The organism is Enterobacter sp. C4G1 (genome assembly GCF_052886895.1).
The window spans coordinates 36,032-51,943 of the sequence record NZ_JBQVVV010000001.1 but is presented as its reverse complement, the minus strand read 5'-3'; the positions used below and the strand labels follow the sequence as shown (position 1 = coordinate 51,943).

Sequence of the window (15,912 nt, the reverse complement as noted above, 5' to 3'; positions counted from 1 at the left end):
CCTACAGGTGCTGTACAGAATGAACCGGCGAAAGCCAGGATTCAGGAGTGCAACTATGAGTACATTAAGCCAGGCTGCCAGCAGCGCTGAGAAGCGCACGAATGCTCGCTACTGGATAGTGGTGATGTTGTTTATCGTCACGTCCTTTAACTATGGTGACCGCGCCACGCTGTCGATTGCCGGATCTGAAATGGCAAAAGATATCGGGCTTGATCCGGTTGGCATGGGTTACGTTTTCTCTGCATTTTCATGGGCCTATGTTATAGGTCAGATCCCGGGCGGCTGGTTGCTTGATCGCTTTGGCTCCAAACGTGTCTATTTCTGGTCCATCTTTATCTGGTCGATGTTTACCCTGTTGCAGGGTTTCGTCGATATCTTCAGCGGCTTTGGCATTATCGTTGCGCTCTTCACCCTGCGGTTCCTGGTAGGGTTAGCAGAAGCACCTTCCTTCCCCGGTAACAGCCGTATAGTGGCGGCCTGGTTCCCGGCTCAGGAGAGGGGGACGGCGGTGGCAATTTTTAACTCCGCACAGTACTTTGCCACGGTTATCTTCGCCCCGATTATGGGCTGGTTGACGCAGGAGGTGGGCTGGTCGCACGTCTTCTTCTTTATGGGTGGACTTGGGATCATCATCAGTTTCATCTGGCTGAAAGTGATCCACGAACCAAACCAGCATCCTGGCGTGAACAAGAAAGAGCTGGAGTACATTGCCGAAGGCGGTGCGCTGATCAACATGGATCAGCAGAAAACTCAAACAAAAGTGCCGTTCAGTCAGAAGTGGGGGCAGATCAAACAGCTGGTTGGCTCGCGCATGATGATCGGCATCTATCTGGGCCAGTACTGTATCAACGCCTTAACGTACTTCTTCATCACCTGGTTCCCGGTTTATCTGGTGCAGGCTCGTGGGATGACCATCCTCAAAGCAGGTTTTGTTGCCTCAATTCCGGCGGTCTGTGGATTTGTGGGCGGCGTGCTGGGGGGCGTGATTTCTGACTGGCTGATGCGTCGTACCGGCTCTCTGAATATCGCCCGTAAAACGCCAATCGTGCTCGGCATGTTGCTCTCGATGACTATGGTGTTCTGTAACTACGTGAGTGCGGAATGGATGATTATCGGCTTTATGGCGATGGCGTTCTTCGGCAAAGGCATCGGTGCGCTGGGCTGGGCGGTGATGGCGGATACTGCGCCAAAAGAGATCAGCGGCCTGAGCGGTGGTCTGTTCAACATGTTCGGCAACATTTCCGGCATTGTCACCCCAATCGCTATCGGTTACATCGTCGGTACCACGGGCTCCTTTAACGGCGCGCTGATTTATGTGGGTGTCCATGCGCTGGTCGCCGTACTGAGCTACCTGGTGCTGGTGGGTGATATCAAACGTATCGAACTGAAACCTGCTGCGGAGCGTGGATGATGACAACGCAATCAAGCCCAATCGTCACGGAAATGAAGGTCATCCCGGTAGCAGGGCAAGACAGTATGCTGCTCAATATCGGCGGCGCACATAACGCCTGGTTTACCCGCAACATTGTGGTGCTCACCGACAGCGCCGGTAATACAGGTGTAGGTGAAGCGCCGGGTGGCGAGGTGATTTACCAGACGCTGGTCGACGCTATCCCACAGGTTGTGGGCCAGGAAGTGGCCCGTCTGAATAAAGTGGTTCAGCGGGTGCATAAGGGCAACCAGTCTGCTGATTTTGATACCTTCGGCAAGGGAGCCTGGACGTTTGAACTGCGTGTGAATGCAGTTGCCGCGCTGGAGGCCGCGCTTCTGGACCTGCTGGGCAAGGCGCTAAATGTCCCGGTCTGTGAACTGTTAGGGCCAGGTAAGCAGCGCGATGCGGTAACGGTTCTGGGTTATCTGTTTTATGTCGGCGACAGAAACAAAACGGACCTGCCATATCTGGCGCGTTCACCGGGCAACCATTTGTGGTATCACCTGCGTCATCAGGAGGCGCTTTCCAGTGAGGCGGTGGTTCGCCTGGCGGAAGCGGCGCAGGATCGCTACGGCTTTAAAGATTTCAAACTGAAAGGTGGCGTGTTGCCTGGCGAGCAAGAGATTGAAAGCGCCCGTGCCCTGAAAAAGCGCTTTCCGGATGCTCGTATCACTGTTGATCCAAACGGCGCGTGGTTACTCGATGAGGCTATTGCCTTATGCAAAGGCCTGGGTGACGTGCTCACCTACGCAGAAGATCCGTGCGGTGCTGAACAGGGTTTCTCCGGCCGTGAAGTCATGGCGGAATTTCGTCGTGCTACAGGGTTGCCGGTGGCGACCAACATGATTGCGACCAACTGGCGCGAAATGGGCCATGCAGTCATGCTGAATTCAGTTGATATTCCGTTGGCCGATCCGCATTTCTGGACGCTTTCCGGTGCGGTGCGGGTTGCGCAGCTTTGCGATGACTGGGGCCTGACATGGGGTTGCCACTCTAACAACCATTTCGATATTTCGCTGGCTATGTTTACCCACGTGGGCGCAGCGGCTCCGGGCAACCCGACCGCCATTGACACCCACTGGATCTGGCAGGAGGGCGAAGCCCGCTTGACGAAAAACCCGCTGGAAATCAAAAACGGCAAAATCGCGGTACCCGATGTGCCAGGGTTGGGTGTGGAGCTTGACTGGGATCAGATCCACAAAGCGCATGAGGCGTATAAAAAACTGCCGGGCGGCGCGCGCAATGACGCAGGCCCGATGCAATACCTTATCCCTGGCTGGACATTTGACCGCAAACGCCCTGTTTTTGGACGTCACAAATAAAAGGATTGAACGATGAGCACATTTTCTACCCCTGTAGTTACCTCCATGCAGATCATTCCGGTTGCGGGTTATGACAGCATGTTGATGAACCTGAGTGGCGCACATGCCCCATTCTTTACCCGTAATATTGTGATTATCAAAGACAACTCTGGCCACACCGGGGTGGGCGAAATTCCGGGCGGTGAGAAGATCCGTAAGACGCTGGAAGATGCCATTCCTCTGGTCGTGGGCAAAACCCTTGGTGAGTATAAAAACGTCCTGAATGCGGTGCGTAGCACCTTCGCCGATCGGGATGCTGGTGGGCGTGGTCTGCAAACCTTCGATCTGCGCACCACCATTCACGTTGTGACGGGTATCGAAGCTGCGATGCTGGATCTGCTTGGTCAGCATCTGGGTGTGAACGTAGCGTCGCTGCTGGGCGAGGGGCAACAGCGTAGCGAAGTAGAAATGCTTGGCTATCTGTTCTTTGTCGGTAACCGTAAGCTGACGCCACTGCCGTACCAGAGCCAGCCGGATGAAAAATGCGACTGGTATCGCATCCGCCATGATGAAGCGATGACCCCGGATGCGGTTGTGCGTCTGGCAGAAGCCGCTTACGAAAAATATGGCTTCAACGATTTCAAACTGAAAGGCGGCGTACTGGCGGGCGAGGAAGAGGCAGACGCCATTTCTGCCCTGGCGAAACGCTTCCCACAGGCGCGTGTAACGCTGGATCCAAACGGCGCATGGTCGCTCGATGAAGCCATCAACATTGGCAAACAGCTGAAAGGCGTGCTGGCTTATGCAGAAGACCCGTGCGGCGCTGAGCAAGGTTTCTCCGGGCGTGAAGTGATGGCGGAATTCCGCCGCGCCACTGGCTTGCCAACGGCAACCAACATGATTGCGACCGACTGGCGTCAGATGGGGCATACGCTCTCTCTGCAATCTGTCGATATTCCGCTGGCTGACCCTCACTTCTGGACAATGCAGGGTTCTGTGCGCGTCGCGCAGATGTGCCATGAGTTTGGCCTGACCTGGGGCTCACACTCCAACAACCACTTCGACGTTTCGCTGGCGATGTTTACCCATGTCGCCGCCGCCGCACCGGGCAATATTACCGCTATCGATACCCACTGGATCTGGCAGGAAGGGAACCAGCGTCTGACCAAACAGCCGTTCGAAATCAAAGGCGGTATGGTGCAGGTGCCTTCAACGCCTGGTCTGGGCGTTGAGCTGGATATGGATCAGGTGATGAAGGCGCATGAGCTGTATCAGAAGCATGGTCTGGGCGCGCGTGATGACGCAATGTCGATGCAGTATCTGATCCCGAACTGGACCTTCAACAACAAACGCCCTTGCATGGTGCGTTAAGCGTATTGCCGGTTCCTGCGGGAATCGGCATTTTCGACGACCTGGCGGGTGTATGCTTAACGTAGTTAACATGCGTAAGGATGGCTTATGAAAATAGTTATCGCACCGGACTCGTATAAGGAAAGTTTGAGTGCTCTTGAGGTTGCGACAGCGATAGAACAGGGTTTTCGCGAGATCTTCCCGTCGGCACAGTACGTCAAACTGCCGGTTGCTGATGGCGGTGAAGGCACCGTAGAGGCAATGGTTGCTGCAACCCGCGGGCGAATTGTTCACGTCCCCGTCACTGGCCCGTTGGGTGAACGCGTGGAAGGGTTCTACGGGTTATCCGGCGACGAACAAAGCGCATTTATCGAAATGGCGGCGGCAAGCGGCCTGGAGCTGGTCGCTCCCTCTCAACGCAATCCATTAAAAACAACCTCCTGGGGAACCGGTGAACTCATCCGTCATGCGCTGGATGTGGGGGTTAAGCATATCATTATTGGTATTGGCGGCAGTGCGACCAATGACGGTGGTGCTGGAATGGTGCAGGCGCTGGGTGCCAGATTGCTTGATGCCGAGGGCCACGCCATTGGTCCTGGCGGCAGCGAGCTTGAGCGGCTGGCGAAAATAGACAGAAGCAGCCTGGACAGACGCCTTGCCGATTGCCGGATAGAAGTCGCCTGCGATGTCACGAATCCGTTAACCGGTGAAGAGGGCGCATCAGTGGTGTTTGGGCCACAGAAAGGTGCCACACCAGAGATGATCTTGATGCTGGATAACGCACTTGCCCATTACGCGAAAGCGATCGCCCGGGATCTGGACATTGATGTCTTAAATCTGGCTGGCGGCGGTGCAGCTGGTGGCATGGGTGCTGCGTTGTACGCGTTTTGCGGCGCACAGCTGCGCCAGGGTATTGAGATTGTGACCGACGCGTTGCACCTTGATGAGCAGGTTGCCGATGCGGATCTGGTTATCACTGGTGAAGGGCGTATCGATAGCCAGACTATTCACGGCAAAGTTCCCGTTGGCGTGGCGAAGGTCGCTAAACGCTTTAACAAACCGGTTATCGGGATTGCGGGAAGCCTGACTGCGGATGTGGGTGTGGTTCATGAGCACGGCATCGACGCGGTGTTTAGCGTGATTTATACCATCTGCTCGCTGGAAGATGCGCTGGAAAATGCGGGTGAGAACGTCCGCATGGCGGCAAGAAACATTGCGGCGGTGCTGAAAGTGGGGCAGGGCTTTTAACTGTGAGTGCACTTGTAGGCCCGGTAAGCGGTAGCGCCACCGGGCTTTTACGTTAGTTCCCCAGCATCTTCCTTGCTTCCCGCGTCACGTTATCCATCTCATCCAGCAGTTCCAGGAACTCAGGTTCAAGCTCTGATTCCGGTGTTCCGGCGCGCAGCTGTTGTTCCACCAGCTGACACAGGTTTTTCAGCCGCGGTACGCCACTGTAACCACAGCTGCCGTGGAGTTTGTGGATAGCTTCCAGCAGTTCTTCGGGATGTTCACCCACCAGTTGTTCTTCGATTTTGTTGCGGATTTCCGGCAAAAACGCCACCAGCATTTGCAGCATTTCGCGCGCCAAATCAGGTTTGCCCGCCGCCTGGCGTAGCGCCAGCTGCCAGTCGAACGTGGCGTTCTGGTTGATTGTGCTCTCAATGGTTTCTGTGGATGGCGAGTAAGTTCCGCCGATACGACCCGGTTTATAGCGCAGCAGCAGGTTGTGCAGCTTCTCTTCATCGATAGGTTTTGCCAGATAATCATTCATTCCGGCGCTCAGTAATTTTTCTTTCTGGCCTGCCATCGCGTGCGCTGTGACGGCAATCACCGGGGTCTGCTGCTGGTGCGGAAGCTGGCGAATCAATTCACAGGCGCGAATGCCGTCCATGTCCGGCATCTGAATATCCATCAGGATCAGATCGAACTGCATTTGTTTGGCCTGCTCGACCGCCTGAGCGCCACTGGTACAGAGTTCAACATGCTGAACCTGATCCCCCAGCAATACACCGATGAGCTTCAGGTTCGCTGGGTTATCGTCCACCGCCATGACGCTCATCGGCAGCTTCTGTTCATCATTAACCAGCGGCAGAGCGTGCTGGCTCAGGCGGCAGTATTCCGTCAACGCCGGCAGGAGTCGCGTGGCGGTGAGCGGTTTAAGCAGGCAGGCGGCCGCGCCGTCGTTTTTCAGCTCTTCGGCATTAATCTGGGCATGGCACGGAAGCGCCAGCAGCAGGTAATCGGTCATCGACGCGGCTTTCGCCAGGCGCTCCTGCTGCATGGTCAGCTCGCCGGTGAAGGTGACCGGAATACCCATCAGCAGGATATCGTAATGCTCCACCGCCAGGGCGGAGAAGGTCGGGCTGTAGATTATCTCCAGCGGCGTAGAGCTTAAAACGTCCAGCGTGCTCTGGGCCGCTGCGGCGTTAGGCTCAACATAGGCCAGACGCATCCCTTTCAGGCAGTCTGTGACTGGGCCATCGGTGAGGACGTTTGGATTGAGGTCGAGACTAATATGGAACCAGAAGGTTGAACCGCGGTTTGGCTGGCTATGGAAGGAGATATCCCCGCCCATCTCTTTCACCAGTTTTTGCGTGATAACCAGCCCAAGCCCTGTGCCGCCATGACGGCGGGAAATACTGGCATCCGCCTGGCGGAAGGCCTGGAACAGGCGCGACTGGTCACGCTCAGGGATACCAATGCCCGTATCGCGGATCTGAACTTCAACTTGCACCTTATTGTTACTGATTGCGCGTTTTTCCACCAGAATATCGATGTTACCGCTTTCGGTGAATTTAATGGCGTTACCCACCAGGTTCGTGATCACCTGCTGCAAGCGCAGGGGATCGCCAATCACGTTATCCGGTACGTCATTCTTAATGTTGAGCGTTAACTCAAGACCCTTATCGTGCGAGGAGTGGGCAAGAAGCGTTACCACTTCGTCCAGTGTGCTGCGCAGCGGGAAAGGAATGCTCTCCAGAATCAGTTTGCCTGCTTCCAGCTTGGAGAAGTCCAGCACGTCGTTAATGATCGCCAGCAGGTTGTTGGCAGAGCGCTCAATGGTGTGCAGGTGATCGCGTTGGGTCGGGTTCAGCTCGCTTTTCAGCGTCAGGCGGGTGAAGCCGATAACACCATTCAGCGGCGTACGCAGCTCGTGCGACATGTTCGCCAGGAACTCAGACTTGATACGCGCCGCTTCCTGAGCGCGTTTTTTCGCCAGATCCAACTCGACGTTCTGAATTTCCATCTGTTCCAGCGTTTCGCGCAGGTCGGAGGTCGCCTGGTCAACGTTATGCTGCATCTCTTCGTGATAGGCTGCCAGCGACATCGCCATCGAGTTGATGCCGTTTTTCAGCATATCTAACTCGCCCAGCATAAAACCTTCCACACGGCTGTCGAGCTGCCCGCGACGAATGCGATCGACGGTATTCACCATATTGCGGATAGGCCCGGTGACGTCGCGCATCAGGCGCCAGCCAAATATCAGCGCAATCCCGATACAGAACAGCATCATCACGCCAGAAATGAAGATTTCTTTGTACTGCTGCAGACGCACCGACTTGAGATCCAGCTCCAGCGCCACATATCCCAGCATATTGCTGCTGGATTTGGCATCCGACGTGGCGGATTCATCAGGCGAATAACTTTCAGAAATGATAGGCGTGCGCAGGATCATGATATCGCCGCGGCGCAGCACGCTGAGATGGCGTGGGAACGGTGAGCCGTCCGGGATTTTCAGCTCGGCCGGATCGAGGTGAAAGTTAGAGGTGACGAACAAACGGTTATGTTCATCGTAGACCGATATCGCGCGCACAATCTCGGAATGACGCCGGTGGAGCACGCTGATGAGCTGACCAATGGACTCACGGTTTTGCAGGTTCATGCCGTATTCACTGGACACCGCCAGCGGCTCGATAATGCTGGCACCGGCATCTTCCAGTTGTCTCTGCAAATCGTTATAGCGGTGCACCACAAAGAAGATACTCAGCAGCAAACCGATAAGAACGGTGGGGGCGAGGATCAAAATCATCATGCGCGCACGCAGGCTGTAGTTGGTCATGGAGTTCCGTTATGGGACAATTAAGCTAATTATGTTTATTTGAGAAAAATCTCGGCGATGGCGCAATTCTACTCTGCAAAGCGACGCGTGACGACGCGTCAGATCATAACTGTTGAAGCCACAGACCTCGATTCCTTTGGTCAGGGAGTCGCTCGTTACAATGGTAAAACCTTGTTTATAACAGGTTTGCTGCCTGATGAACGAGCAGAAATAACCCTGACGGAAGATAAGCGCCAGTATGCCCGTGGCCAGGTCAAACGTCGCCTGAATGAGAGCCCTGAACGTGTTGTACCACGTTGCCCTCACTTTGGCATATGCGGTGGTTGCCAACAGCAGCACGCCAGTATCGACCTTCAGCAAAAAAGTAAAAGTCACGCACTGGCGCGTCTTATCAGGCATGACGTTAATGACATTATTGCAGATCAACCCTGGGGTTACCGCCGCCGCGCCCGCCTGAGTCTCAGCTATCAGCCCAAAACGGAACAGCTGGATATGGGTTTTCGCAAAGCGGGCTCCAGCGATATTGTGAATATCCGACAGTGCCCCATTTTGGTGCCCCAACTTGAGGCATTGCTCCCGGAAGTGCGTTCCTGCCTGTCTGAATTGGACGGCATTCGCCATCTGGGACACGTTGAACTGGTGCTGGCAAACAATGGGCCGCTCATGGTGCTGCGCCATACTGCACCACTGTCGAAAAAAGACCGTGAAAAACTGGAACGCTTTTCGCATTCTCACGAGCTTGCGCTTTTCCTTGCGCCACAAAGCGAGATACTTGAGCAGGTTACAGGAGAGGCTCCCTGGTATGCGTCAAACGGGCTACGCTTAACGTTCAGTCCGCGTGATTTCATTCAGGTAAACGACGGCGTGAATCAGCAAATGATAGAAAAAGCGCTGGCGTGGCTGGATGTTCAGCCAACTGACCGGGTGCTCGATCTGTTCTGCGGTATGGGCAATTTCACGCTGCCGCTGGCTCAGAAAGCATCAAGCGTTGTGGGCGTTGAAGGCGTCGAGGCGCTGGTGGCAAAAGGGCAGGAGAACGCTCAGCTTAATGGGTTGCAAAATGTGACATTCTTTCATCAAAATCTGGAGGAAGATGTCACCCGGCAGCCGTGGGCTAAGCAGGGTTTTGACAAGATTTTACTCGACCCGGCGCGCGCTGGCGCACCGGGCGTGATGCAGCATATTATTAAACTCGCACCAAAGCGCGTGGTCTATGTTTCCTGTAACCCGGCCACGCTTGCCAGAGATAGCGAGACATTAACCCAGGCGGGTTACCAAATTCAGCGTCTGGCAATGCTGGACATGTTCCCGCACACTGGGCATCTGGAATCAATGGTGTTGTTCGAGCACATATAATGAGTTTGGCTTGTCGACTTCGACAGGCCCTGGTCCCTAAAGGAGAGGACAATGGTTGCGGTAAGAAGTGCACATCTCAATAAAGCTGGTGAGTTTGACCCACAAAAATGGATAGCAAGTCTGGGGATTTCCAGCCAGCAATCGTGTGAACGCTTAACCGGAACCTGGGCTTATTGTCTGCGCACCACGCAAGGGCATCCTAATGCTGAATTGCTGTTGTGGCGCGGTATTGAGATGGTCGAAATCCTCTCCATGCTCAACATGGATATCGAAACGCTACAGGCGGCGCTCCTGTTCCCACTCGCAGACGCAGACGTAGTTTCTGAGGATGTGCTGGTGGAGAGCGTCGGCAAACCCGTTGTGGCGTTGATCCATGGTGTACGTGATATGGCAGCTATCCGCCAGTTGAAAGCCGCCCATACTGATTCAGTCTCCTCTGAACAAGTCGATAACGTCCGTCGGATGCTGCTGGCCATGGTGGATGACTTCCGCTGCGTGGTCATCAAACTTGCCGAGCGTATTGCTCACCTGCGCGAAGTGAAGGATGCGCCGGAAGATGAACGCGTGCTGGCGGCTAAAGAGTGTACAAATATCTATGCACCGCTGGCGAACCGTCTGGGTATCGGGCAGCTGAAATGGGAGCTGGAAGATTACTGCTTCCGCTACCTGCACCCGGCGGAATATAAGCGTATTGCCAAGCTTCTGCATGAACGTCGCATTGACCGCGAACACTATATCGATGAGTTTGTCGGCGGGTTGCGTCAGTCGATGAAAGAAGAGAACGTGCGTGCCGAAGTGTACGGTCGACCAAAACATATCTACAGCATCTGGCGCAAAATGCAGAAGAAGCACCTCGCCTTTGACGAGTTGTTTGACGTGCGCGCGGTGCGTATCGTTGCCGATCGCTTGCAGGACTGCTATGCCGCGCTGGGGATAGTGCACACGCACTTCCGCCATCTGCCGGATGAGTTTGATGACTATGTCGCGAACCCAAAACCGAATGGCTACCAGTCTATTCATACCGTGGTACTTGGCCCTGGCGGCAAAACGGTTGAAATCCAGATCCGAACTAAACAGATGCATGAAGATGCCGAGCTGGGCGTTGCTGCGCACTGGAAATACAAAGAAGGCACAACCGGCGGTGCGCGTTCTGGCCATGAAGACCGCATTGCATGGCTGCGCAAACTGATTGCGTGGCAGGAAGAGATGGCGGATTCCGGCGAGATGCTCGATGAAGTTCGCAGTCAGGTCTTTGATGACAGGGTTTATGTCTTTACCCCGAAAGGCGATGTCGTTGACCTGCCAGCGGGGTCTACGCCGCTCGACTTTGCTTACCACATCCACAGCGATGTTGGGCACCGCTGCATCGGCGCAAAAATTGGTGGGCGTATCGTGCCGTTCACCTACCAGTTACAGATGGGCGATCAGATTGAAATTATCACCCAGAAGCAGCCGAACCCAAGCCGCGACTGGCTGAATCCAAACCTGGGCTACGTGACCACCAGCCGCGGGCGCTCCAAAATTCATGCCTGGTTCCGCAAACAGGATCGCGATAAGAACATCCTTGCCGGCCGTCAGATCCTTGATGATGAGCTTGAGCATGTCGGCATCAGCCTGAAAGAGGCAGAGAAGCACCTGCTGCCGCGCTACAACTTTAATGAGCTGGATGAGCTGTTAGCCGCCATCGGCGGGGGCGATATCCGTCTGAATCAGATGGTGAATTTCCTGCAAGCTCAGTTCAACAAGCCAAGTGCGGAAGAGCAGGACGCCGCCGCGCTGAAACAGCTTCAGCAGAAAAGCTATGCTCCACAGCAGCGCAGCAAAGATAACGGCCGCGTGGTGGTAGAGGGCGTCGGTAATCTGATGCACCACATCGCCCGCTGCTGCCAGCCCATTCCGGGTGATGATATTGTCGGTTTTATCACTCAGGGGCGCGGGATCTCTATTCACCGCTCGGATTGCGACCAGCTCGCCGAACTGCAATCCCATGCACCGGAGCGTATTGTCGATGCTGTGTGGGGCGAGAGTTACTCTGCTGGCTATTCGCTGGTGGTGCGCGTCACCGCGAATGACCGCAGCGGTTTACTGCGTGATATCACGACCATTCTTGCCAACGAAAAGGTCAACGTGCTTGGCGTCGCCAGCCGCAGTGATACCCGCGAGCAGCTCGCCACCATCGATATGACTATCGAAATCTACAACCTCCAGGTGCTGGGCCGCGTGCTGGGCAAACTGAATCAGGTACCGGACGTGATTGACGCACGTCGTCTGCACGGCGGTTAACCGCACTTTCTTTTGTAAGCCGGGTAAGGTTTCACCGCCACCCGGCTTGTTTTTTAATGGAACATATTATGACCCAAATCGACCGCCTGCTCGGCATCATGAAACGCCTGCGCGACCCGGAAAACGGCTGCCCGTGGGACAAAGAGCAGACTTTTGCCACCATCGCGCCATATACCCTCGAAGAAACCTACGAAGTGCTGGATGCCATCTCCCGTGAAGATTTCGACGATCTGCGCGGTGAGCTGGGCGACCTGCTGTTCCAGGTAGTGTTTTACGCCCAGATGGCACAGGAAGAAGGGCGTTTTAATTTTGACGACATCTGTGCTGCCATCAGCGACAAACTGGAGCGCCGTCATCCGCATATTTTCGGCGATGCTACCGCCGAAAACAGCGCGGAAGTGTTGGCTCGCTGGGAGCAGATAAAAAGCGCTGAGCGCGCTGAAAAATCCCAGCATTCAGCGCTGGATGACATCCCGCTGAGCCTGCCTGCACTCATGCGTGCGCACAAAATCCAGAAACGCTGCTCTGCGGTGGGATTTGACTGGACATCGCTTGGCCCGGTGCTGGACAAAGTGCATGAAGAGATCGACGAAGTGATGCACGAAGCGCAACAGGCAGTCGTGGATGAAGCAAAGCTGGAAGAGGAAATGGGCGATCTGCTGTTTGCGACTGTCAATCTTTCGCGCCATTTGGGTGTAAAAGCGGAAACTGCACTGCAAAAAGCCAACATTAAGTTCGAGCGTCGTTTCCGCGAAGTGGAGCGGATTGTGGCCTCACGCGGCCTGGAAATGACCGGTGTAGACCTCGATGTGATGGAAGAAGTCTGGCAGGAAGTAAAACGCCAGGAATCTGATCTCTAACGGATTTTTGCGATCAAGCGCAATTTGTGTGATTTTTTAAATGACAAGCGCTTGATTTGCGTCAAAAACATTTACCCAAAACGGGCTATTTTCTCACTCCTTATGTTTGTCATAGCCTGGAAAGGAGACGGAGAATGAAAGTTTGTGGCGCTCGCGGTGTTCGGGTATACTACTTTCCCGTCCTGGTTATTCCATCGTTTCACCCTAACTTCTCAGGTTCAGCATGACAACGAACTATATTTTTGTGACCGGCGGGGTCGTATCCTCTCTGGGTAAAGGCATTGCCGCAGCCTCCCTCGCAGCCATTCTTGAAGCCCGTGGCCTCAATGTGACCATGATGAAACTGGATCCGTATATCAACGTCGATCCGGGCACCATGAGCCCAACCCAACACGGGGAAGTGTTCGTTACTGAAGACGGCGCTGAAACCGATCTGGATCTTGGCCACTACGAGCGTTTCATTCGTACCAAAATGACCCGTCGTAACAACTTTACGACTGGCCGTATCTACTCTGACGTTCTGCGTAAAGAGCGCCGCGGTGACTACCTGGGCGCAACCGTGCAGGTTATCCCGCACATCACTAACGCAATCAAAGAACGTGTTCTTGCTGGTGGCGAAGGCCATGACGTTGTGCTGGTTGAAATCGGCGGTACTGTGGGTGATATCGAATCCCTGCCGTTCCTTGAAGCGATTCGTCAGCTGGCGGTAGACATTGGTCGTGAGCATGCACTGTTCATGCACCTGACGCTGGTGCCTTACATGGCTGCCGCAGGTGAAGTGAAAACCAAGCCGACTCAGCATTCCGTTAAAGAGTTGCTCTCTATCGGTATTCAGCCTGATATCCTGGTTTGCCGCTCCGATCGCGCTATTCCGGCCAACGAACGTGCCAAAATTGCATTGTTCTGTAACGTGCCAGAAAAAGCCGTTATTTCAATGAAAGATGTCGATTCCATATATAAAATCCCGGGCCTGTTGAAATCACAGGGCCTGGACGATTATATTTGTAAACGATTCAGCTTGAGCTGCCCGGAAGCAAATCTGTCCGAATGGGAACAGGTTATTTACGAAGAAGCTAACCCGGCAGGCGAAGTGACTATCGGTATGGTTGGTAAGTACATTGAACTGCCAGATGCCTATAAGTCAGTTATCGAAGCGCTGAAACACGGTGGTCTGAAGAACCGCGTCTCCGTTAACATCAAGCTGATTGATTCGCAGGATGTTGAAACTCGCGGCGTTGAAATTCTGAAAGATCTGGATGCTATCCTTATCCCTGGCGGCTTCGGCTACCGTGGTGTAGAAGGCAAGATCGCCACCGCACGCTATGCGCGTGAAAACAATATTCCATACCTCGGCATCTGTCTGGGTATGCAGGTTGCGCTGATCGAATTTGCGCGCAACGTAGCGGGAATGGAAAACGCGAACTCTACGGAATTTGTGCCAGACTGTAAGTACCCTGTAGTGGCGCTTATCACTGAATGGCGCGACGAAGACGGCAACGTCGAAGTCCGTACCGAGAAGAGCGATCTGGGTGGCACTATGCGTCTTGGCGCACAGGCCTGCCAGCTGTCCGACGATAGCGTTGTTCGCAAGCTGTATGGTGAGTCAACCATCACCGAACGTCATCGTCACCGTTATGAAGTCAACAACATGTTGTTGAAACCAATTGAAGCTGCGGGTCTGCGTATTGCGGGCCGTTCCGGGGATGATCAGTTAGTCGAGATCATTGAAGTGCCAAACCATCCTTGGTTTGTTGCCTGCCAATTCCACCCGGAATTTACTTCAACGCCGCGTGACGGACATCCGCTGTTTGCAGGCTTTGTGAAAGCCGCCAGCGATTACCAGAAGCGTCAGGCGAAGTAAAAAAGTTAGAACGGCAACGCGTACCATTGGTACGCGTTGTTTGTCTGGAGTTTTAGTTTAACTTGTACTGAGGAAAATCTAATGTCCAAAATCGTTAAAGTCATCGGTCGTGAAATCATCGACTCCCGTGGTAACCCGACCGTTGAAGCCGAAGTTCACCTGGAAGGTGGTTTCGTCGGTATGGCAGCTGCTCCATCAGGTGCTTCTACTGGTTCCCGCGAAGCGCTGGAACTGCGCGATGGCGACAAATCCCGTTTCATGGGCAAAGGCGTACTGAAAGCTGTTGGCGCTGTAAACGGTCCTATCGCTCAGGCAATCCTTGGCAAAGACGCCAAAGACCAGGCTGGCATCGACAAGATCATGATCGATCTGGACGGTACTGAAAACAAATCTAACTTCGGTGCGAACGCAATCCTGGCTGTTTCCCTGGCAAACGCCAAAGCAGCAGCAGCTGCAAAAGGCCAGCCACTGTTCGAGCACATCGCTGAACTGAACGGCACCCCAGGCAAATACTCCATGCCAGTACCAATGATGAACATCATCAACGGTGGTGAGCACGCGGATAACAACGTTGATATTCAGGAATTCATGATTCAGCCAGTTGGCGCGAAATCCCTGAAAGAAGCGGTACGCATGGGTTCTGAAGTGTTCCACAACCTGGCTAAAGTTCTGAAAGCTAAAGGTATGAACACTGCTGTTGGTGACGAAGGTGGCTATGCGCCAAACCTGGGTTCTAACGCAGAAGCTCTGGCAGTTATCGCAGAAGCAGTGAAAGCTGCTGGCTACGAACTGGGCAAAGACATCACCCTGGCGATGGACTGTGCAGCATCTGAATTCTACAAAGACGGTAAATACGTTCTGGCTGGCGAAGGCAACAAAGCGTTCACCTCTGAAGAATTCACTCACTTCCTGGAAGACCTGACCAAACAGTACCCAATCGTTTCTATCGAAGACGGTCTGGACGAATCTGACTGGGCTGGTTTCGCATACCAGACCAAAGTACTGGGCGACAAAATCCAGCTGGTTGGTGATGATCTGTTCGTAACTAACACCAAGATCCTGAAAGAAGGCATCGAGAAAGGCATCGTTAACTCCATCCTGATCAAATTCAACCAGATCGGTTCTCTGACCGAAACTCTGGCTGCGATCAAAATGGCGAAAGACGCTGGCTACACCGCTGTTATCTCTCACCGTTCTGGCGAAACTGAAGACGCTACCATCGCTGACCTGGCTGTTGGTACCGCAGCAGGCCAGATCAAAACCGGTTCTATGAGCCGTTCTGACCGTGTTGCTAAATACAACCAGCTGATTCGTATCGAAGAAGCTCTGGGCGAAAAAGCACCATACAACGGTCTTAAAGAGATCAAAGGCCAGTAATAGCCTTTAAATCTTAAGATGAAAATGCCAGT

The 15,912-nt window shown here is 54.0% G+C and carries 10 protein-coding genes; 9 read left to right on the top strand and 1 reads right to left on the bottom strand.

The window, feature by feature from the left end; genetic code table 11:
* Positions 1-55: 55 nt before the first annotated feature.
* From gudP to ACT9TW_RS00225, 4 genes are all read left to right on the top strand, one after another.
* Entirely contained in the window at positions 56-1,411 is a 1,356-nt protein-coding gene (gene gudP / locus ACT9TW_RS00240) for a galactarate/glucarate/glycerate transporter GudP (protein WP_446491388.1), read from the top strand.
* Complete coding sequence (locus ACT9TW_RS00235; RefSeq protein ID WP_446492662.1) at positions 1,411-2,754, top strand: enolase C-terminal domain-like protein; 1,344 nt, start codon at positions 1,411-1,413, stop codon at positions 2,752-2,754. The genes gudP and ACT9TW_RS00235 overlap by 1 nt, the downstream gene beginning before the upstream one ends.
* 12 nt (positions 2,755-2,766) lie before the next feature.
* Positions 2,767-4,104 (top strand): glucarate dehydratase, encoded by a 1,338-nt coding sequence (gene gudD, locus ACT9TW_RS00230; protein ID WP_446491387.1) that lies wholly within the window; start codon positions 2,767-2,769, stop codon positions 4,102-4,104.
* 87 nt (positions 4,105-4,191) lie between these two features.
* The gene (locus ACT9TW_RS00225; RefSeq protein ID WP_446491386.1) at positions 4,192-5,331 is read left to right on the top strand and encodes a glycerate kinase; all 1,140 of its coding nucleotides are present in this window, start codon (positions 4,192-4,194) and stop codon (positions 5,329-5,331) included.
* 52 nt (positions 5,332-5,383) lie between these two features.
* On the opposite strand, the gene barA is transcribed toward ACT9TW_RS00225, so the two are convergent.
* The gene (gene barA, locus ACT9TW_RS00220; protein ID WP_446491385.1) at positions 5,384-8,143 is read right to left on the bottom strand and encodes a two-component sensor histidine kinase BarA; all 2,760 of its coding nucleotides are present in this window, start codon (positions 8,141-8,143) and stop codon (positions 5,384-5,386) included.
* 57 nt (positions 8,144-8,200) lie between these two features.
* On the opposite strand from barA, the gene rlmD reads away from it, so the two are divergent.
* From rlmD to eno, 5 genes are all read left to right on the top strand, one after another.
* Positions 8,201-9,499 (top strand): 23S rRNA (uracil(1939)-C(5))-methyltransferase RlmD, encoded by a 1,299-nt coding sequence (gene rlmD / locus ACT9TW_RS00215; RefSeq protein ID WP_446491384.1) that lies wholly within the window; start codon positions 8,201-8,203, stop codon positions 9,497-9,499.
* A gap of 51 nt (positions 9,500-9,550) precedes the next feature.
* Positions 9,551-11,782 (top strand): GTP diphosphokinase, encoded by a 2,232-nt coding sequence (gene relA, locus ACT9TW_RS00210; protein WP_182062259.1) that lies wholly within the window; start codon positions 9,551-9,553, stop codon positions 11,780-11,782.
* 68 nt (positions 11,783-11,850) lie between these two features.
* Positions 11,851-12,642, top strand: a complete 792-nt coding sequence (gene mazG / locus ACT9TW_RS00205; protein WP_182062258.1) for a nucleoside triphosphate pyrophosphohydrolase — start codon at positions 11,851-11,853, stop codon at positions 12,640-12,642.
* 223 nt (positions 12,643-12,865) lie between these two features.
* Positions 12,866-14,503, top strand: coding sequence for a glutamine hydrolyzing CTP synthase (gene pyrG, locus ACT9TW_RS00200; protein WP_182062257.1), 1,638 nt, complete (start codon positions 12,866-12,868; stop codon positions 14,501-14,503).
* An 81-nt stretch (positions 14,504-14,584) separates the two neighbouring features.
* Positions 14,585-15,880: a phosphopyruvate hydratase gene (gene eno, locus ACT9TW_RS00195; RefSeq protein ID WP_182062256.1), complete on the top strand. Its 1,296-nt coding sequence runs from the start codon at positions 14,585-14,587 to the stop codon at positions 15,878-15,880.
* The last annotated feature ends 32 nt before the right edge of the window (positions 15,881-15,912 follow it).